This is a genomic window from Pseudomonas sp. GW821-FHT01A09, assembly GCF_058986725.1.
Genome location: NZ_JBYSWB010000013.1, coordinates 143691 through 161784 on the forward strand (window position 1 = coordinate 143691; position 18094 = coordinate 161784).

18 protein-coding genes are annotated in these 18094 nt (G+C 62.4%); 6 read left to right on the forward strand and 12 right to left on the reverse strand.

From position 1 onward, the window contains the following. Positions 1-327: 327 nt before the first annotated feature. The 10 genes from AC3WJP_RS16605 to accB form a co-directional block, all read right to left on the reverse strand. A complete protein-coding gene (locus tag AC3WJP_RS16605; protein WP_493723768.1) occupies positions 328-597 on the reverse strand; it encodes a PA2433 domain-containing protein in 270 nt (89 codons plus the stop codon). Positions 598-639: 42 nt separating this feature from the next. Beyond that, positions 640-1473 (reverse strand): transporter substrate-binding domain-containing protein, encoded by an 834-nt coding sequence (locus AC3WJP_RS16610; protein ID WP_493723767.1) that lies wholly within the window; start codon positions 1471-1473, stop codon positions 640-642. A gap of 90 nt (positions 1474-1563) precedes the next feature. After that, positions 1564-2292 carry an amino acid ABC transporter ATP-binding protein gene (locus tag AC3WJP_RS16615; protein WP_493723796.1) on the reverse strand — a complete coding sequence of 243 codons (729 nt, stop codon included), beginning with the start codon at positions 2290-2292 and terminating at the stop codon, positions 1564-1566. A gap of 14 nt (positions 2293-2306) precedes the next feature. Next, a complete protein-coding gene (locus AC3WJP_RS16620; protein ID WP_493723766.1) occupies positions 2307-3065 on the reverse strand; it encodes an amino acid ABC transporter permease in 759 nt (252 codons plus the stop codon). 6 nt (positions 3066-3071) lie between these two features. Beyond that, positions 3072-3773, reverse strand: coding sequence for an amino acid ABC transporter permease (locus AC3WJP_RS16625; protein WP_493723765.1), 702 nt, complete (start codon positions 3771-3773; stop codon positions 3072-3074). A gap of 96 nt (positions 3774-3869) precedes the next feature. Beyond that, positions 3870-4616, reverse strand: a complete 747-nt coding sequence (locus AC3WJP_RS16630; protein ID WP_493723764.1) for an SDR family oxidoreductase — start codon at positions 4614-4616, stop codon at positions 3870-3872. Between the two features lie 140 nt (positions 4617-4756). Further along, a complete protein-coding gene (locus AC3WJP_RS16635; protein ID WP_493723763.1) occupies positions 4757-5524 on the reverse strand; it encodes a LamB/YcsF family protein in 768 nt (255 codons plus the stop codon). A gap of 19 nt (positions 5525-5543) precedes the next feature. Then, positions 5544-5954, reverse strand: a complete 411-nt coding sequence (locus AC3WJP_RS16640; RefSeq protein ID WP_493723762.1) for an acetyl-CoA carboxylase biotin carboxyl carrier protein — start codon at positions 5952-5954, stop codon at positions 5544-5546. A 5-nt stretch (positions 5955-5959) separates the two neighbouring features. Then, positions 5960-7315: an acetyl-CoA carboxylase biotin carboxylase subunit gene (gene accC / locus AC3WJP_RS16645; protein WP_493723761.1), complete on the reverse strand. Its 1356-nt coding sequence runs from the start codon at positions 7313-7315 to the stop codon at positions 5960-5962. 19 nt (positions 7316-7334) lie between these two features. Then, positions 7335-7793: an acetyl-CoA carboxylase biotin carboxyl carrier protein gene (gene accB / locus AC3WJP_RS16650; RefSeq protein ID WP_493723760.1), complete on the reverse strand. Its 459-nt coding sequence runs from the start codon at positions 7791-7793 to the stop codon at positions 7335-7337. A gap of 563 nt (positions 7794-8356) precedes the next feature. On the opposite strand from accB, the gene AC3WJP_RS16655 reads away from it, so the two are divergent. Beyond that, positions 8357-9643 (forward strand): OprD family porin, encoded by a 1287-nt coding sequence (locus tag AC3WJP_RS16655; RefSeq protein WP_493735680.1) that lies wholly within the window; start codon positions 8357-8359, stop codon positions 9641-9643. 123 nt (positions 9644-9766) lie between these two features. On the opposite strand, the gene mmsB is transcribed toward AC3WJP_RS16655, so the two are convergent. Further along, a complete protein-coding gene (gene mmsB / locus AC3WJP_RS16660) occupies positions 9767-10648 on the reverse strand; it encodes a 3-hydroxyisobutyrate dehydrogenase (RefSeq protein ID WP_493723758.1) in 882 nt (293 codons plus the stop codon). A gap of 11 nt (positions 10649-10659) precedes the next feature. Beyond that, positions 10660-12186, reverse strand: a complete 1527-nt coding sequence (locus AC3WJP_RS16665) for a CoA-acylating methylmalonate-semialdehyde dehydrogenase (RefSeq protein WP_493723757.1) — start codon at positions 12184-12186, stop codon at positions 10660-10662. 162 nt (positions 12187-12348) lie between these two features. Here AC3WJP_RS16665 and AC3WJP_RS16670 point away from each other — a divergent pair, with 162 nt between their 5' ends. The 5 genes from AC3WJP_RS16670 (at position 12349) to AC3WJP_RS16690 (ending at position 18008) form a co-directional block, all read left to right on the forward strand. Then, a complete protein-coding gene (locus AC3WJP_RS16670; protein ID WP_493723756.1) occupies positions 12349-13302 on the forward strand; it encodes a LysR family transcriptional regulator in 954 nt (317 codons plus the stop codon). Between the two features lie 285 nt (positions 13303-13587). Continuing rightward, the gene (locus tag AC3WJP_RS16675) at positions 13588-14454 is read left to right on the forward strand and encodes a sugar phosphate isomerase/epimerase family protein (RefSeq protein ID WP_493723755.1); all 867 of its coding nucleotides are present in this window, start codon (positions 13588-13590) and stop codon (positions 14452-14454) included. Beyond that, positions 14451-15494: an isopenicillin N synthase family dioxygenase gene (locus tag AC3WJP_RS16680; protein ID WP_493723754.1), complete on the forward strand. Its 1044-nt coding sequence runs from the start codon at positions 14451-14453 to the stop codon at positions 15492-15494. The genes AC3WJP_RS16675 and AC3WJP_RS16680 overlap by 4 nt, the downstream gene beginning before the upstream one ends. A 32-nt stretch (positions 15495-15526) precedes the next feature. Continuing rightward, positions 15527-16321, forward strand: a complete 795-nt coding sequence (locus AC3WJP_RS16685; RefSeq protein ID WP_493723753.1) for an ABC transporter substrate-binding protein — start codon at positions 15527-15529, stop codon at positions 16319-16321. Positions 16322-16475: 154 nt separating this feature from the next. Further along, positions 16476-18008: an amino acid ABC transporter permease/ATP-binding protein gene (locus AC3WJP_RS16690; RefSeq protein WP_493723752.1), complete on the forward strand. Its 1533-nt coding sequence runs from the start codon at positions 16476-16478 to the stop codon at positions 18006-18008. The last annotated feature ends 86 nt before the right edge of the window (positions 18009-18094 follow it).

An 18094-nucleotide genomic window follows, 5' to 3' on the forward strand; every position in this document is an offset into this window, starting at 1 on the left:
AGAAATGGATGGACCCAGGCAGGCACCAAACAACGCCTGTAAGCGGATAGCGCTGAACTGCTCGAGGATTGAGGTGTGGTCTTTTGCTGTGGGCCTATGCGGCTCGCCCTGCCCATTGACCCTTCGCCTAGGCGCAGGGTGGCCGCGCTCCGGCACCTGAAGAGGTGGCACGCCGGCGGCCATCATCACGCTCGGGGATCATCCATGGCCCGATGCGGCCTGCTGGAGGGGCGCGCCACACAGGCCCGCAGCAAAGTCCCGGCCAAGATTCGAGTGCCTGCGAAAAGCTTTTTTCGAAGCCCCCCCCCAAGCCACCGATATTCAGCCTTACTGAGTAGCCGACCCACCATTGGTCTGCTTGATCAACGTCAAGGCCTTCTGCCCCGTACGAGCACAGTTGTCCAGATCGCCCTTGGCCTTGAACGCCTTGGCCTCGGCGATCAGCTTGTTGACCTCGGGCGACGGCCCGTTGGTGGCCGCCGGCTTGGTGATCGTCGTCTGATCGGTGAGTTTTTGCAGCTGCAGAGAACACATGTCCTCGGCCGCCATCGCGTTACCCGCGACCAACAAGGCCGCAACCGCCATCATTCTTTTCATCTTCGAAGCTCCGTGGACTCAATAGAGGAAACCTGCCAGCCATTACTCCAGCGGTTCGAACTTCAACGCGCTGAGCTTCTGCACCTTCTCTTCACGCACCATCTTGTATTCGGTGTTCGGGCCGATCCACTTGGCCCAGATCTGATCGATCTCGCCAGCGTTCTCCATGGCCATCAGCGCGTCGTTGACCTTGGCCAGCATGGCCGGCTCGTCCAGGCGCATGCCCACGCTCACAGGCTCCAGCGCCATCGGCTCCTTGACGATGCCCAACTCGACACCGCCGGCTGCGGCCTGGCTCACCAGTTTGGTGGCCGACATGGCGTTGGTCACCACGCCCAGCACCTTGTTCTGCTGCACGGCGAGATACGCCGAGCCAGTGTCCTGGAAGGTCACCGGGGTCGCTTTGGCCATGCGGATCGACTGTTCGGAGGTCGAGCCCTTAGTGGCGCTGATGCGCTTGCCTTCGAAGTACGAGCGCGGCTGGTCAGCCAGCGGCTTTTTCACCACCAGCATCTCTTTGGCGACGTAGTAGGGGTCGCTGAACTGGATCTGCTGGGCGCGAGTCTTGGTGTACGCCAGGTTGGCAATGACCACGTCGACGCGGCCCATCTTCACTTCCGGCACCCGGGCTTCACCCGACAGCGGCTTGAGCTCGACCTTCACCCCCAGGTGCTTGGCCAGGCTGTCGCACAAGTCCACATCCATGCCTTCGAGCGCGCGGGTGGTGGGGCTCGGCGAGGAAAACGGCGGCACGTCGGAATAGACCCCACAGCTCAAGGTCTGCTTGGCCTGCACATCGGCCCACTGATCAGCGTGCGCGGTCATGGCCATTACGGGAGTGAACATCAGGGCCAGACAGGCCGATTTGATACGCATGCATCCATCCTCGAAAAGTGTGTTGGTTGGGCGGCAGGCTGAGCGCGCGGGAAGCCCCGCGCAAAGTCCATGGGCGGCTCTGGTGGCGCCTCAATGAGAACGAAGATCGCTGATGAAACGTTGCGCCCGCGGGTGCGCGGGCTGAGTGAAGAACACCTCGGGCGTGGCCTTTTCGAGAATCTGCCCGGCGTCCATGAACCAGATGGTGTCGGCCACTTCACGGGCGAAATTCATCTCGTGGGTAACGCACATCATGGTCATGCCCTCCTTGGCCAGGCCGCGCATGACGCTGAGCACTTCGCCGACCATCTCCGGGTCCAGGGCGCTGGTGGGCTCATCGAACAGCATCACCGGCGGCTCCATGGCCAGGGCACGGGCGATGGCCACGCGCTGCTGCTGACCACCGGACAACTGGCCCGGATAGGCACCCGCCTTGTGCGCCATGCCCACGCGATCGAGCAGCTCCATGGCCTGCTTCCTGGCCGCCGAGCCCTTGATGCCCTTGACCTTGGTGGGCGACAGAATCACGTTGTCGAGCACCGACAGATGCGGGAACAGATTGAAGCTCTGGAACACGAAACCGATACGACTGCGCAGACGATTGACGTTGGCGTCGGTGCCATGGATGTCATGGCCCTCGAACAGAATCTGCCCACCCTGAATGCCTTCGAGGCGATTGACCGTGCGAATCAGCGTGGACTTGCCCGAGCCCGAAGGCCCGCAGACCACCACCACTTCGCCTTTGGTGATCTCGGCGTTGATGGTGGTCAGGGCGCGGTACTCGCCGTACCACTTGTCGATATTGGCAAAGGTGATCATCGGTTGCATGGCGGTTACCTGGAGAGATCGGTGGAGACGAGTTCGGGAATGACCTGGGCGGCCGTGGCGATGCCGTTGTCTCCCTTGCGCTTGCGCTCGATGCGTTTTTCCACGGCGCCGGCGACTCGGGTCAGGCTGTAGCAGATGACGAAATAGGTCACCGCCAGAATGAAATAGACCTGAAACGGCTTGGTCAGCAGCTGGTTGTTGACCTGGTTGGCCGAGAACGTCAGCTCCTGCAGGTTGATGATGTAGCCCAGGGTGGTTTCCTTGATGATCGACACAAACTGACTGATCAGGCTCGGCAAGGCGTTGTACAGCGCCTGCGGCAGGATCACCCAGGTCATCGCGCGCCAGTAGCCCATGCCCAGCGCTCGGGCGGCTTCGTACTGGCCGTTGGGCAAGGCCTGGATACCACCGCGCACGATCTCGCTGAGGTAGGCGCTCTGGTAGATCACCAGGGTGCACAGCATGGTAGTGAAGGCGCTGATGTTGTGGCCGATCAGCACCGGCACCAGGAAGTAGGTCCAGAACACCACCAGCAACAGCGGAATACCCCGCAGCACGTACACCCACACGAAGGCCGGATAACGCAAGGCGCGAAACGGCGAGATGCGCGCCATGGCCAGCAGAATGCTCAGCGGAAAGGCGATCACCAGCGCCAGCGCTGACAGAATCAAGGTGTTGACCAGCCCACCCAGAGGACCGTTCGGGTACTGGCCGATGAGCAGCAGTTCCCAGTTGTTGTGGACGATAGTGAAGACATCGAACATGGCTGCTTACCTCGCTCTGGCCAGATTGAAACGGCGAGCGATCAGCGCCCCGATGCCCATCAGCAGCAACGAGACCACCAGGTAGCCGACGGTGGCGACCAGATACGACTCGAACGTGCGAAAGGTGTAGTTTTCCACTTCGCGGGTGGCGTAAGTCAGTTCGACCGCGCCGATGGCCATGGCCAGGCTGGTGTTCTTGAACAGCAGCACGGTGTGGTTGATCAGCGAGGGCAGCGAGTTGCGGATGCCCTGCGGCAGGATCACGTAGCGCATCGAGCGCATGTAGCCCATGCCCAGTGCACGGGCGGCTTCGGTCTGGCCGTCAGGGATGGCGCGCAAGCCGGCACGCAGGTCTTCGCTGAAGTACGCCGCCTGACACAAGCCCAGCGCGATGACCGCAAAGATGAATTCGGTGCTGTAGTTGGCTAGCCATAGTTGCGCACTGTCGGGCAGCAAGGTCGGTACACCGAAGTACCAGAGCATCAACTGCACCAGCGTCGGCACGTTGCGGTGATAGGCCACGTAGCCCGCCACCAGCAGCTCGGCCAGCTTGTTGTGAGTCAGGCGCACGACCACCAGCAAAAAGGCCAGACTCATGGCCAGCAGCCATGCGCCAAGCATCAGCTTGAGGGTCAACTCCGCGCCTTGCAGCATCAGCGCGGCGTACTCGCCAGTCAGAATCGGCCCCAGATCGAAACCTTTAATCATGGGAATCCCCTATGGGTATCTGTAGCGGCAGCATGAAATAAAAGCCGGTGCCCGCAGGCGTGGCGGGTGCATGCCCGCTCTTGTCCGGCTGCCGCCTCAACTGTCCTGAGGGCGCGTCGTCTGCAGGCCGCCGGGCACTTGCAGGGTTGGGGTGATTTCCATATGGCCGACGTTCATCGACACCGGCGCGGCGATGGCAAAGGCGATGGCGTCGGCGATGTCCGCCGCCACCGGCAGCTCGAAACCTTCGATGTACTTCTTGTGGCTTTCTTCCGGGTTGCCGTGGACGTGGGCGAAGATATCGGTAGCCACGCGACCGGGGCAGATCTCGGTGACCCTGACACGCTTGCCGAACACATCGATGCGCAGGTTGCGCGAGAGCATGCTGACCGCTGCCTTTGTGGCGTGATAGGTGGAGTTGCCACCAAAGTTGTACGCCGCGGCGATGGAGCTGATGTTGATCACATGGCCGCGATCGCGTGCAACCATGCCGGGCACCAACAGACGAGTGAGGTGCAGCACGGCGCGCAGGTTGACGTCGATCAGCGCATCGATGCCATCGGCGTCGGCATTGAGGATCGAACCCGGGCGGTCGACACCGGCATTGTTGATCAGGATGTCGATTTCCAGGCCTTCGGCCAGGGCGGTCATGCCTTTGAGATCAGCGACGTCCAGCGCGTGGGGAATGCAGCCAGTGCGCTCGGCCAGCGCTGCCAGGTTCTCGGCATTGCGCGCCACCGCATGCACCGTGATGCCTTCGCGGCACAGGCGCTCGACGGTTGCGGCACCGATGCCCGAAGAAGCCCCGGTGACCAGCGCGGTTTTGTAGTCAGAAAATGGCATGCTGCATTCCTCATCAAAGCGTTCGACAACCCGCATGGCAGGTCTTGGTATCGACTGTACTGGGCGGCGATTGCGGGCGCCAAGACGTAATCGCTGTGTGGCGATAAGCGCGTCTTATGGCCCCACAAGGCCGCGTAAAATCAGGCTATAAGCTGTGAGACGGGGACTATCTGGCCGCCGCCCTGCTCGATTTCCCGACGGATGCCGCGGGCCAGCTCCACCGAACCTGCGGTATCGCCGTGAAGCAGAATGGAGCAGGCGTCGATCTTGATGCGCTCGCCGGTGTAGCAGGTGACGGTGCCGTCATCGAGCAGTTGGCGCACGCGCTCGCGGACCTTGAGCGGGTCCTTGATCACCGAGTCGGGCAGCGCGCGCGGTACCAACAGACCGGTCTTATCGTACGCACGATCGGCCAGAAAGGTGGTGGCAACGCGCAAGCCGTGACGTTCGGCCGCACCTTCGATGGCGCGACTGGTAGACGAACTGATGATCAGTTCCGGGTCGAACGCCGCTACGGCCGCGATCAACGGTTCGGCAAGATCGGCGTCGGCGGCGGCCATGTTGCCCAGGGCGCCATGGAAGCTCATGTGGGTCATGCGATGGCCGATGGCGGCGGCAAAACCGGCCAACGCGCCCAGTTGATAGATGACGTAGGTGGCCAGCTCGCGCGGCGCAATCTGCATCGGCCGACGACCGAAACCCAGCAGGTCAGGGAAGCCGACATGGGCGCCGAGGTCTATGCCCCCGGCCAGTGCCAGACGCACGGTACTGTCCATGATCAGCGGGTCGCCGGCGTGAAAACCACAAGCGACGTTGGCCGAGGAAATGATCTGCATCAACGCTTCGTCTTCGCCCATCCGGTAGGCGCCGAAGCCTTCGCCGAGATCCGCATTCAAATCGATTTTCATGTGCTGCCCCTCAGACTGGCTAGGCCAGTGACACCAGCGGTGTGCCGTAGCCCACCAGTTGTTGATCGGCGACCATGAACGCGCCCAGCGTGCCGCCGACAGTGGCAGCAACGGGCAGCAGCAGTTCGCCCACGGCGATCAGGCCGACCAGGGTGCCGGGCTCGATGACATCGCCCGGCTTCACCTCTGGCTGCTCGCGCAACGGATGGCGGGACAGGAAGCGTCCGCACACCGTGGCCATGGCGGCGACCCTGGTCGCTGCTTCCTTGACCGGAGGCACCGTGGTGGTTGCCACGTGGGCCGTTGCGTCGGCGTGCGCAGTGGCGGGCCGGGTCAGGCGAATGCTGAACTCGGCGCTGTGCAATTCGAACTGCGCCAGATTGGCGCTGCTGACCCACTCGACGATCTGGCGAATCTTGCTGATGTGCATGGTGATTACTCCGCGTCTCGACGGGCCTTGAGCCAACGTTCCAGATGGTGGATGTCCACCGAACCTGCGCAGAAGTCCGGGTCCTGGAGAATGTCGCGGTGCAGCGCGACGTTGCTGGAGATGCCTTCGATGCGCAACTGCGCCAGCGCCGTGCGCATACGCGCCAGGGCTTCGTCACGGGTCGCGCCGTGGGTGATGACTTTGGCGATCATCGAGTCGTAATAGGGCGGCACCTGATAACCGGCGGTCACGTGCGAGTCGACCCGCACGCCCATGCCACCGGGCACTTCCCAGCGAGTGACACGCCCGGGGGTGGGAATGAACGTCTGCGGGTCTTCGGCGTTGATGCGGCACTCCAGCGCGTGGCCTTGGGTACGCACATCGCTTTGCTGCAGCCCCAGCGGCTCGCCCAAAGCCATGCGCAGCTGCTGCTGGACGATATCGATGCCGGTGGTCAACTCGGTGACCGGATGCTCGACCTGCAGGCGCGTGTTCATCTCGATGAAGTAGAACTCGCCCTCCTCGAACAGGAACTCGAAGGTGCCGACGCCGCGATAGCCGATCTGCTGGCAGGCCCGCACGCAGCGTTCACCCACGGCGGCCATCAGTGCCTCGTCGATATCCGGTGCGGGCGCCTCTTCGAGGACCTTCTGGTGGCGGCGCTGTTGCGAGCAGTCGCGACTGCCGAGCCACACGCCCCTGCCGTGGTTGTCACACAGGACCTGGATTTCCACATGGCGCGGATGACCGAGAAACTTCTCGATGTAGAGCTCCGGATTGCCGAAGGCGCGACGGGCTTCTTCACGAGTGACGCTGACCGCCGGCAACAGTTCCTCTGCGCGTTCGACCATGCGCATGCCACGCCCGCCCCCGCCACCCGCGGCCTTGACGATCACCGGATAGCCGATCTCGTCGCCGATCGCTTGAATCGTCGCCGGGTCTTCGGGCAGCGAGCCTTCCGGGCCCGGCACACAGGGCACGCCGGCTTGGCGCATGGCGCGCTTGGCAGCGACCTTGTCGCCCATCTGACGGATGCACTCGGCGGTGGGCCCGATAAAGGTCATGCCGGCTGCTTCGACACGCTCGCTGAACTCGGCGTTCTCGGACAGAAAGCCGTAGCCTGGGTGGATCGCCTGGGCGCCGGTGGCCTGGGCGGCATAGAGAATCGCCTGCTGGTTCAGGTAGCTTTGCGCCGGTGCAGCCGGCCCGATGCACAGGGCCTCATCGGCGTATTGCAGGTAGGACGCCTGGGCATCCGCTTCGGAATAGACCATGACCGTCTTCAGACCCAGGCCATGGCAGGCGCGCTGAATCCGCAGGGCGATTTCACCGCGGTTGGCGATCAGTACTTTATCGAACATGGGGGAACCTGTGGATGAGCTAGACAATGCTGAACAGCGGTTGGCCGGACTCCACCTCGTCGCCGGGTTGGGCGAGGATGGCGTCGACGCGCCCGGCCTGGGAGGCCTTGACCTGATGGAACATCTTCATCGCTTCGACGATGCACAGGGTCTGGCCGACTGTCACTGTGCTGCCGACCGTAACGAAGGCCGGTTCTTCAGGTGACGGGGTCAGGTGCAAGACACCATATAGCGGCGAGCAAACCTGGCTGGCGGCCGCTACGGGGATCTGCATTGTAGGTGCCTCGACCGGCGCCGCCAGGGCCGGGGCTGGCTTGCCGACGCTGGCCGGCGAGGGGTCGGCAGGCTTGCTCGCCGCTGACGAAGTGTTCGCATGACGGCTCAGCGTCACGGTGGTACCGCCTTCGCTGAGGGTCATTTCACTCAGGTCCGACTCGGCCAGCAGGTCGATCAGCTGCTTGATTCGGTGTTGATCCATGTTGATTATCTGCCCCTTGCTCATTCGGCTGGCACGGCACTGCCCTTGATCTGAGGCCAATGTACCGGGCTTGGCCATCGACATGCCAAGAGCGTTTACCGCTGGGGCGATAAGTGCGACTTATGACCCGGCCGAGGAACGCTTTCAGCGATTGGCGTCGCATCGATAATATTTACCGATGCCTACATAGGCAGCAGCAATGCCCCTCGCACCATCATTGTGATGACTGCACTTAATAGTTGCACTTGCGTGAGTCATAAGCGTTACCTATCCAGCCAGAGCAAAGTTGTCTTAACCCCGAGATGAAACTTTTGCGTAGGTTTGCGCTGTGCCGAGTACCGCGCCTGACGTGACAAAGATCACCGGGGACAGCGCGTTTCTAGAATTAACCGCCGCCTTTAGCCAAGCGATGAATCACTGTCGCCTTGATTAAAACCCTGCGCTCTCGCACCACTGCCAATACAGCACGCCAATTCACACATCATGCAAAGGCATTAGGTAGCATCATGACCTTGATTAAATACTCCGCGGGGATTCTTGGGCTCTTGGTAGTTCAGAATGGTATGGCAGCAGGTTTGGTGGAAGACAGTCATGCGACTTTATTGGCGCGTAACTTTTACAGTAACTCCGATAACCGCGATGGCGCCGCGGCACCTAATTACACTCAGGAATGGGGCCAAGGCTTCGTTCTCAACTTTACCTCCGGCTTCACCCAGGGCCCGGTCGGCTTTGGCGTCGATGCGGTAGGTATGCTCGGCATCAAGCTGGACTCGGGCAAGGGTGTGCACTACAACCCCACCGGCAGCTCGCGCAACGGCAACATCTTCCCTACCGACGGCGATGGCCGCGCAGTGGATGAATTCGCCAGTGTCGGCGCGACACTGAAGGCGCTGGTGTCGAAAACCGAGTTCCGTTACGGCACCCTGCAACCCAACTTACCGATCCTGGTGGCCAGTGACCGCCTGGTATTCCAGACTTTCAACGGCTTCCAGGTGCAATCGCGGGAAATCGACAACCTGACCCTCACCGCGGGCCGTATCGACAAGGTCAAAGAGCGCGGGTCGACCGACGAAGAAGGCCTGTCGATCGCCGGCTCCAACGCCAAGCTCGATCCGACCAATCCGGGCGTCAACACCACCACCAGCACTTACTCCCATGAGTTCTGGTACGGCGGCGGCTCCTATAAAGCCACGCCGAACCTGACCCTGCAGTATTACTATGCCAACCTGACCAACTTCTACAAACAACACTTTGTCGGCGCGTTATATGGCATCAACCTGGGCCCCGGCCGCCTGACCTCGGACTTGCGCCATTGGGACAACAGTTCCGACGGCAAGAACGGCCACGACTCCGATTACTTCAGCAGCGGCTATTACGGTAACGGCGTGACCCGCGGCAAGGTCGACAGCCGTTTGACCAGCGGCTTGTTCACTTACACCTTGGGCGCCCATGCGGTTTCCGCCGGCTATCAACAAGTCAATGGCAGCAGCGATGCGGTGTGGCTCAACGAAGGCGCCGGCACCACCAGTTACTTCATGACCGAAACCATGTCCGGGAAATTCCAGCGCGCGGGCGAACGTGCCTGGCAGCTGCGCTATGTCTATGACTTCGCCGGGCTGGGTTACCCAGGCTGGACGATCAAGACCGTCTACACCAACGGCGATCACATCAAGACCGCTGGCGCCGATGGCAAGGAATGGACCCGCGATACCACCCTTGCCTACACCGTACAGTCCGGGCCGGCCAAGGGCCTGAGCACGGCGTTGCGCCAAGGGGTGTTCCGCACCGACATGCAGCGTGACACCGATGAATATCGGGTGATAATCGACTATCCGATCTCGTTGTTCTGATTCACAACCGCCGGGCCTGCTTGCCCTGTAGCGAGGGGGCTTGCCCCCGATACGATCTATCAGTCACCTGTACAGCGCCTGAAACACCGTATCGGGAGCAAGCCCCCTCGCTACAGGGTTCGGTCAGCGTTGGTAGGATTTGACGATCGCCGAGAAGTCCAGCCCGCCATCACCGCGCAGGCTCATCGCCTGATACAGCTGCTGCGCCACCGCGCCCAGCACCACCGGTTGGCGCGCCTGCTTGGCCGCTTCGGTCGCCAGGCCCAGGTCCTTGAGCATCAGCTCGGCGCCGAAGCCACCGCTGTAGCCGCGTGATGCCGGCGCGGTCTCGACGATGCCGGGCCATGGGTTGTAGGTGTCCGAACTCCAGCAACGCCCGGTCGAACTGTTGATGATCCCCGCCAGCACGCCGGTATCGATGCCCAATGCATTGCCGAGCGCCATGGCCTCGGACACGCCGATCATGGAAATCCCCAGCAGCAGGTTGTTGCAGATCTTGGCGATCTGCCCGGTGCCGACTTCGCCGCAATGAACGATGTTGCGGCCCATCTGCTCCAGTACCGGCTTGAGCGTCGCGAACAACTCCGGGGTGGCGCCGACCATGAAGGTCAGGGTTCCGGCCTGCGCGCCACCGGTACCGCCGGAGACCGGCGCATCGCCCAGATCGACGCCTTTTTTTGCCGCAGCGACGCTGATGTCGCGCGCCGTCTGTGGATCGATGGTGCTGCAATCCACCGCCGGCGTACCGGCGCGAATCCCGGCCAGCACACCGTCGTCATTGAGGTAGACGCTGCGCACATGGGCGGCGGCCGGTAGCATGGTTATCACCAGATCGCCCTGGGCGGCGGCGGCGCGCGGCGACAACGCGATCTGCCCGCCGAGTTCGGCCAGCTCTGCCAGCACGGTGGTGTTGAGATCGAACAGGTGCAGCTCGTGACCGGCCTTGAGCAGGTTGCGCGCCATCGGCGCGCCCATGTTGCCCAACCCTACGAATGCAATACGCATGGCATGAACTCCTAACGCAGGTTGATGGTGGTGTTGACGCCGTCATTGACGCTGTCGTCGTCGAACCACCGCGCAGTGACCGTTTTGGTCTGGGTGTAAAACTGCACCACCTGCTTGCCGTAGGGGCCCAGATCCCCCAGCTTGGAGCCACGGGAACCGGTGAAACTGAAGAACGGCACCGGCACCGGAATCGGGATGTTGATGCCCACCTGGCCGATGTCGATTTCACTCTGGAACTTGCGCGCAGCGGCGCCACTCTGGGTGAACAGGCCGGTGCCGTTGCCGAAGGGATTGCGGTTGACCAGGGCGATGGCCTCGTCGAAGGTATCGACGGTGAGCACCACCAGCACCGGCCCGAAGATTTCTTCGGTGTAGATGCGCATGTCGGTGGTCACCCCGGAGAACAGCGTCGGGCCGACGAAGTTGCCTTCCTCATAGCCCGGCACCACCACGTCGCGGCCATCCAGTTCGAGGGTCGCGCCCTGCTCCACGCCACTGGCGATCAGGCTCAGCACGCGCTCCTTGGCGCGCTTCGATATCACCGGCCCGACATCCGTGCCCGGCTCGCTGCCGGCGTTGACCTTGAGTTTCTGCGCCAGCGCCTTGAGCTCGGGAATCCACTCCTTGGTCGACCCCACCAGCACCGCCACCGAGGTCGCCATGCAGCGTTGGCCTGCCGCACCGAAGGCAGCCCCTGCCAGGGCGTTGAGGGTTTGCGCGCGATTGGCATCGGGCAGCACCACGGCGTGGTTCTTGGCGCCCATCATCGACTGCACGCGCTTGCCATGGCGGCCGGCCAGGTCATACACATGGGTGCCGACCGCGGTGGAACCGACAAACGACACTGCCTTGATGTCCGGGTGGGTGCAGATGGCATCCACTACCTCTTTGCCGCCATGCACCACGTTGAGCACGCCCGGCGGCACCCCGGCTTCCAGCGCCAACTCCACCAGCAACAGGGTCGACAAAGGGTCCTGCTCGGAGGGCTTGAGCACGAAGGTGTTGCCGCAGGCGATGGCCATCGGGAACATCCACAGCGGGATCATCGCTGGGAAGTTGAACGGGGTGATGCCCGCGCAGACGCCGATCGGCTGGCGCAGGGTGTAGGTGTCGACGCCACCAGCGACGTTCTCGGCGAACTCGCCCATCTGCAGGGTGCCGATGGAGCAAGCGTGTTCCACCACCTCCAGGCCGCGGAAGATATCGCCCTCGGCGTCGGCGACGGTCTTGCCCTGTTCGGCACTGAGGGTCACGGCAATGCGCTTGGAATGCTCACGCACCAGCGCTTGCAGCTTGAGCATGATGCGCATGCGCGCGCCCAGGGGTGTGTGCCGCCAGGTCTTGAAGGCTTCCTGGGCGGCGGCTACGGCGGCGTTGACTTCGTCGCTGGTAGCGAAGGGCACGCGGGCGAGGACTTCCTGGGTGGCGGGGTTGACGATGTCACGCCATTCGCTGGTCTGGGATTCGACCCACTGGCCGTTGATCAACAGCTTGGCGGACTGCACGGCAGTCTGGCCGGGTGTGAGGGATGCGTTCATTGATATCTCCGACTTATTTTTATTGTGCGCAAGTCTGATCGAGCTCACAGGGCCGATCAGGGAGACGAGCCATCAACCGTTGGTATGGCTTGGAAAATGGGGTCGTACTGGAGTATAGATGTGCAAACTTCCAATAAAAACGCAGAATAAAGCCGGTCCAACATGCAAAAAAACATTACCTCGTTGAACGCGCTGAACTGGGACGACCTCAAATTTTTCCTCGAGGTCGCCCGCACGCGCAAGGCCAGCAACGCCGCCAAACGCCTGGGTGTGGATTACACCACGGTGTCGCGGCGCATCACCTCGCTGGAAACCGCGCTGGGCACTTTGCTGTTCGAAAAGTCGCGCACCAACGGCTTTGTGCTGACCGCCGAGGGGCAACGCCTGCTCAGCTACGCCGAGACCATCGAGAGCACGCTGCACATGGCCTGCGAACAGGTGTCGGGCTCCGGCGTGGCACTTTCGGGGCATATCCGCATGGGCTGCACCGAGGGCTTCGGCAGCTTTTTCATCACCCCGCAACTGAGCCATTTCGTCGATGCCTATCCGGCGATCTCCGTCGACATCCTGCCGCTGCCGCACTTCATCAGCCTGTCCAAGCGCGAAGCCGATATCGTCATCGCTCTCGAACGCCCCGAGCATGGGCCCTATGTGTGCTGCAAGCTGGCCGACTATAAACTGCGCCTGTACGCCACCCAGAGCTACCTGGACGACCACGGGCCGATTGGGCAACTGAGCGACCTCAACAGCCATCCGTTCGTCAGTTACGTGGATGATCTGGCGTTCAGCTCGGAGCTGCTGTATCTGGCCAACCTGCTGCCCAGCGCCAGCGCCAATCTGCGCAGCACCAGTGTGATCGCCCAGTATGTGGCGGCGTTGCAGGGCCGCTCGCTGGCGATATTGCCGTGCTTTCTGGCGGCGCAGGATCCGCGGATGATCGCGGTGCTGCCGGATGAGGTGGCGATCACTCGGCAATTCTGGATGTACTGCCGGGAGGATTTGCGCAAGCTCAAGCGCATCACCTTGCTCTGGGATTACATCCGCAGCGTGACCGAGATGAACCACGACTTCCTCATGGGCGAACCAGCGCCCCTCAAGTTCCAGCAAACCCTGTAGCGAGGGGGCTTGCCCCCGAAAAACTCGATCAGCCACACCGGTATGGCGCCTGTGGATTTTTTCGGGGGCAAGCCCCCTCGCTACAGGTCCATAGTTTAGATTTTCCTGAACTATCGATTTCACCGCGCCTATTCTTTCCCCTCCTCTGCCCTGCCTAAGATCGGCCCATGAGACCACTGACACAGAGCAGCGGCTCCAGCGGTTCCCCTTTGCTACTGCCCATGACAACGCGCACGCACGGCCTGGCCGATGCGTTGCCACGCAGCAGCCGAGAGGAGCACCGTGATGCAACTGGACATTTTTCGCACCCTCTGGGGCTACACCGCCAGCAAGGCCCAGGCCCTTGAAGAGTTGTTGGCCGCAGGCTTCGACGGCATGGAAGCACGCATGCCGCTGGACGCCGCCGAGCGCACCGAATTCGCCGCCTTCCTGCGCGCCAATGCGCTGGGCTATATCGCCACCCTGTTCACTGCCTACGACGTATTGCCCGTGCAATCGGCCTTGCCCGCTGAGCACCTCGCCGACCTCGAACGCAAGCTCGGCTGGGTCGGCGAACTGGCGCCGCGCTTCGTCAACGTGCTCGCCGGCAACGATCGCTGGGGCATGAGCGAGCAGGTAGATTTCTTCGGCGCCGCCATGGCCCTGGCCGCCAAGCACGGCCAGACCTGCGTCTTCGAAACCCATCGCTCGCGTTCGCTGTACAGCCCCTGGGTAACCCTGGAACTGATTCGGCAACTGCCGGACCTGCGGTTTACCAGCGACATCAGCCACTGGATCGTGACCTGCGAACGCCTGCTGGACGATCCGGCCGACGACCTCACGCCCTTCATCGACCGCGTCCACCACATCCAGGCCCGGGTCGGCTACGACCAGGGCCCGCAGGTACCGCACCCCGGCGCCCCGGAATACGCCCGCGAGCTGGCCTTTCATCAGCAGCACTGGGAGGCCATCTGGCGCTCGCAGCAACGCCGCGGCTTCAGCGTCAGCACCCTGACTCCGGAATTCGGAGCCGACGGTTACCTGCATCATCTGCCTTTCACCAACGTGCCGGTCGCCGATCTCTGGTCCTTGAACCAGTGGATGGGCCGCACCGAGCGCGCGCACTTCGAACGCTTCAGTCAATCGCCGCACATTCCAGGAGCCCAGTCATGAGTGACCAGCCTGTCGCCAACTTCAAGAGCATTCCGGTGGTGAATATCGCCGGGCTGTTCAGCGTCGAACTCGAACATCGCCTGGCCGTGGCCGAGCAACTGGGCCGTGCCGCCAGCGATGTGGGCTTTCTGTACATCACCGGCCACGGCATCGCGCCGGAGTTGATCGCCAACCTGCAGCAGGCGGCCAAGGATTATTTCGCCCAGCCGCTGGACGCCAAGATGCGCCACTACATCGGTACCTCGGCGACCCACAAGGGCTTCGTGCCGGAAGGCGAAGAGGTGTACTCCAAGGGCAAGCCGGATCACAAGGAGGCCTTCGACGTCGGCTTCGAAGTGCCCGCCGATGACCCGCTGGTGCTGGCCAAAACGCCGCTGCTGGGCCCGAACGACTGGCCGACGCTCCCCGGTTTCAAGCCCTCGGTGCAGGCCTACTATGCGGCGATCTTCGCCCTGGGCCGCAAGCTTTTCGGCGGCTTCGCCCTGGCGCTGGGCCTGCCTGAAGACTACTTCGATGCCATGGTCACCCGCCCACCGTCCAAGCTGCGGCTGATCCACTATCCCTTCGATGCCGATGCGGTGGATGCCCCGGGGATCGGCGCCCACACCGATTACGAGTGCTTCACCATTCTGCATTCCGAGCAGCCGGGGCTGGAGGTGATGAACGATCTCGGCCAGTGGATCGATGCGCCACCGGTGGCGGATGCCTTTGTGGTCAATATCGGTGACATGCTCGAAGTGATGACCGCCGGCACCTTCGTCGCCACCGCTCACCGGGTGCGCAAGGTCGGCGAGGAGCGCTACTCGTTCCCGCTGTTCTACGCCTGCGACTTTCACACCCAGATCAAGCCCTTGCCGAGCTTCGCCAAGGAGGGTCAGGAGTACGAAGAAATCGCTATTGGCGAGCACATGTACGGGCAGGCGCTGCAGACCTACTCGTACCTGCGCAAGCGTGTGGAAAACGGCGAGGTGCAGTTGCCCGCCAAGGCGCGCAAGCCATCGAGCTTCGGCCATTTGAAAAAACAGCCGCAACCGTCCTGAAAAAACCTCACCCCATTGCTGGAGCACCGCCTATGTCGAACCTTCACGTAACGCGCTTGACCCTCCTGGCTGCCGGCCTGCTCGCAGCCGGCGCTGCCTTGGCCGCTCCCACCGCAACGCCTGGGGAACTGAAAGTGGGCATGGAAATCACCTACCCGCCGTTCGAGTCCTACGACGCCAACAAGAACGTGGTCGGCTCCGACCCCGAGCTGTCCCACGCCTTGGCCAAAGAGATGGGCGTCAAGGCCAGCTTCGTCGACACCAAGTTTCCCAACCTGATTCTGGGCCTGAACGCCGGTCACTACGACGCGATCATTTCCGGCATGTACATCACCCCGGAACGTCAGACTCAGGCGCAGACCATCCCCTACGCCAAGACCGGCGCGGCGATCATGACGCCCAAGGACAGCGAGCTGAAACCGCAGAAACCCGAAGACCTATGCGGGCTGAAAGTCGGCCTCGAGCAAGGCACCACCTGGGTAGCGGCCTTCAACAAACTGTCGGCCGAGTACTGCGTGCCGAACAACAAGGGCGCGATCACCATCAGCGAGTACCCATCGGCGCCGGAAGTCACGCAGGCGCTGCTGTCGAAGAACATTCAGGCCCAGGTGGAGATCTCCGGTGCCGCCCACATGATCGCCGACCGCACCAACGGCCGTGTGGTGGTGACCTCACATGAGCTGGTGTATCCGCAGACGCTGGGCATCTATGTGAAGAAGGGCAACGACGAGACTTATCAGGCGCTGCTCAAGGCGGTGGAGGCCAGCAAGAAGAGCGGTGAGTACGCAGCCATCCTGAAGAAATACAATCTGGAAGCGGCTGACTGAGTCAGTCACCGCCGTCTCGATGTGGCGAGGGGGCTTGCTCCCGATACGGTGTGTCTGGCACTGATACTTTTCTGGCATACCGTATCGGGAGCAAGCCCCCTCGCCACAGAGGATCTGCGTTGAAGCGGTTGTGTGGCTTGACTGAGAGGTACGTATGCAATTCGATTGGTCCTATTTTGTTTCGCTGTTTTCGATGCCGGCCTTCTGGGAGGCGACGCTGACGGTCATCGAGCTGAGCGCCCTGGCGTGGCTCATCGGCATGCTGCTGGGGTTCCTGCTGGCTTCGGCCAAGCTTTCGACCTCGGCGTGGCTGCGGGTGCCGGCGTCGATTTATATCTGGTTCTTTCGCAGCATCCCCTTGCTGGTGCTGGTGGTGTTCGTCTACAACCTGCCGCAGCTGTTCCCGGCGACCGGGGGTGTGCTGTCGGTACCCTTCTATTCCGGGCTGCTGGCGCTGGTGGTGACGGAAGCCGCCTACATGGCCGAGATTCACCGCGGCGGCCTGATCTCGGTGCTCAAGGGCCAGAAGGAAGCCGGTCGTGCTCTGGGCATCGGCGTGCTTGGCCTGCAACGGCTGATCGTGATTCCGCAGGCGTTCCGGATCTCGTTGCCGACGCTGATCAACGAGTACATCACGGTGGTGAAACTGACCTCGCTGATCTCGGTGATTTCCCTGACCGAGTTGCTGACCGTCGGCCAGCGCCTGTATGCGCAGAACTTCCTGGTGATGGAGACCCTGGCCGCGGTTGGCGTGTATTACGTGCTGATCGTGACCGTGTTCGGCTGGCTGTTGCAGCGTCTGGAGCAATACCTGGACTTGAGCCTGCGCAAGCCGCAGACCCTCACCGACGATGGTGTCGCTGCCTTCCGCCAGCGCCTCGCGCCTGTACCGCAAACCACTGCCCTGGGCAAATCCCTGGATGCCACACCGGCGCTGCAGTTGCAGAATATTCACAAGCGCTATGGCCATCATGAGGTGCTCAAGGGCATCGACCTGAACATCGCAAGCGGTCAGGTGATCTCCATCATCGGCCCTTCCGGCTCGGGCAAGACTTCGCTGATCCGCACCATCAATGGCCTGGAAACCATCGACAAGGGCGACATAGTGCTGTTCGGCGAGAGCTACATTCACGCCAACGACGCGCCCAACAACGCCCAGGTGCGCAAGGGCGTGCGGCAGATCGGCATGGTGTTCCAGAATTTCAATCTGTTCCCGCATCGCACCATTCTCGACAACGTCACCCTGGCGCCGCGCTATCACGGCGTGCCCAAGGCCGAGGCCGAGCAGCGCGCCTGGCGTTTGCTCGACAAGGTCGGGCTGCTGGCCCATGCCGCCAAGTATCCCCATCAGCTGTCCGGTGGGCAGCAACAGCGGGTGGCGATTGCTCGGGCGCTGGCGATGGAGCCGCAGATCATGCTGTTCGATGAACCCACATCGGCGCTGGACCCGGAGTTGGTAGGTGAGGTGCTGAAGGTGATCGCCGAACTGGCGCGCGAGGGCATGACACTGGTGATCGTCACCCACGAGATGGATTTCGCCATGTCGATTTCCGATCGCGTGCTGTTCATGGAGAACGGCAATATCCAACTGGATGCCGCGCCTCAGGCCATCCGTGGCCAGCCTGAGGGTGAGCGGGTGCGCCGGTTCATGGGAATTGAGGTGGAGCAGAGTCTGGCGGTAGGCTGATGGGTTGCGGTGGCTGGGCCGACGTCATCGCGGGCAAGCCTTGCTCCCACGGAGTCGTACACCGGTAGGAGCAGAGCTTGCCCGCG

Excerpts from the sequence above, each read along its gene's own strand:
- AC3WJP_RS16625 (WP_493723765.1), bottom strand. The coding sequence starts at position 3,773 with ATGATTAAAGGTTTCGATCTGGGGCCGATTCTGACTGGCGAGTACGCC.
- AC3WJP_RS16670 (WP_493723756.1), top strand. The coding sequence starts at position 12,349 with ATGCAAAAAAACATTACCTCGTTGAACGCGCTGAACTGGGACGACCTC.
- mmsB (WP_493723758.1), bottom strand. The coding sequence starts at position 10,648 with ATGCGTATTGCATTCGTAGGGTTGGGCAACATGGGCGCGCCGATGGCG.
- accC (WP_493723761.1), bottom strand. The coding sequence starts at position 7,315 with ATGTTCGATAAAGTACTGATCGCCAACCGCGGTGAAATCGCCCTGCGG.
- AC3WJP_RS16690 (WP_493723752.1), top strand. The coding sequence starts at position 16,476 with ATGCAATTCGATTGGTCCTATTTTGTTTCGCTGTTTTCGATGCCGGCC.
- accB (WP_493723760.1), bottom strand. The coding sequence starts at position 7,793 with ATGGATCAACACCGAATCAAGCAGCTGATCGACCTGCTGGCCGAGTCG.
- AC3WJP_RS16620 (WP_493723766.1), bottom strand. The coding sequence starts at position 3,065 with ATGTTCGATGTCTTCACTATCGTCCACAACAACTGGGAACTGCTGCTC.
- AC3WJP_RS16640 (WP_493723762.1), bottom strand. The coding sequence starts at position 5,954 with ATGCACATCAGCAAGATTCGCCAGATCGTCGAGTGGGTCAGCAGCGCC.
- AC3WJP_RS16685 (WP_493723753.1), top strand. The coding sequence starts at position 15,527 with ATGTCGAACCTTCACGTAACGCGCTTGACCCTCCTGGCTGCCGGCCTG.
- AC3WJP_RS16615 (WP_493723796.1), bottom strand. The coding sequence starts at position 2,292 with ATGATCACCTTTGCCAATATCGACAAGTGGTACGGCGAGTACCGCGCC.
- AC3WJP_RS16635 (WP_493723763.1), bottom strand. The coding sequence starts at position 5,524 with ATGAAAATCGATTTGAATGCGGATCTCGGCGAAGGCTTCGGCGCCTAC.
- AC3WJP_RS16680 (WP_493723754.1), top strand. The coding sequence starts at position 14,451 with ATGAGTGACCAGCCTGTCGCCAACTTCAAGAGCATTCCGGTGGTGAAT.
- AC3WJP_RS16605 (WP_493723768.1), bottom strand. The coding sequence starts at position 597 with ATGAAAAGAATGATGGCGGTTGCGGCCTTGTTGGTCGCGGGTAACGCG.
- AC3WJP_RS16665 (WP_493723757.1), bottom strand. The coding sequence starts at position 12,186 with ATGAACGCATCCCTCACACCCGGCCAGACTGCCGTGCAGTCCGCCAAG.
- AC3WJP_RS16675 (WP_493723755.1), top strand. The coding sequence starts at position 13,588 with ATGCAACTGGACATTTTTCGCACCCTCTGGGGCTACACCGCCAGCAAG.
- AC3WJP_RS16655 (WP_493735680.1), top strand. The coding sequence starts at position 8,357 with ATGGCAGCAGGTTTGGTGGAAGACAGTCATGCGACTTTATTGGCGCGT.
- AC3WJP_RS16610 (WP_493723767.1), bottom strand. The coding sequence starts at position 1,473 with ATGCGTATCAAATCGGCCTGTCTGGCCCTGATGTTCACTCCCGTAATG.
- AC3WJP_RS16630 (WP_493723764.1), bottom strand. The coding sequence starts at position 4,616 with ATGCCATTTTCTGACTACAAAACCGCGCTGGTCACCGGGGCTTCTTCG.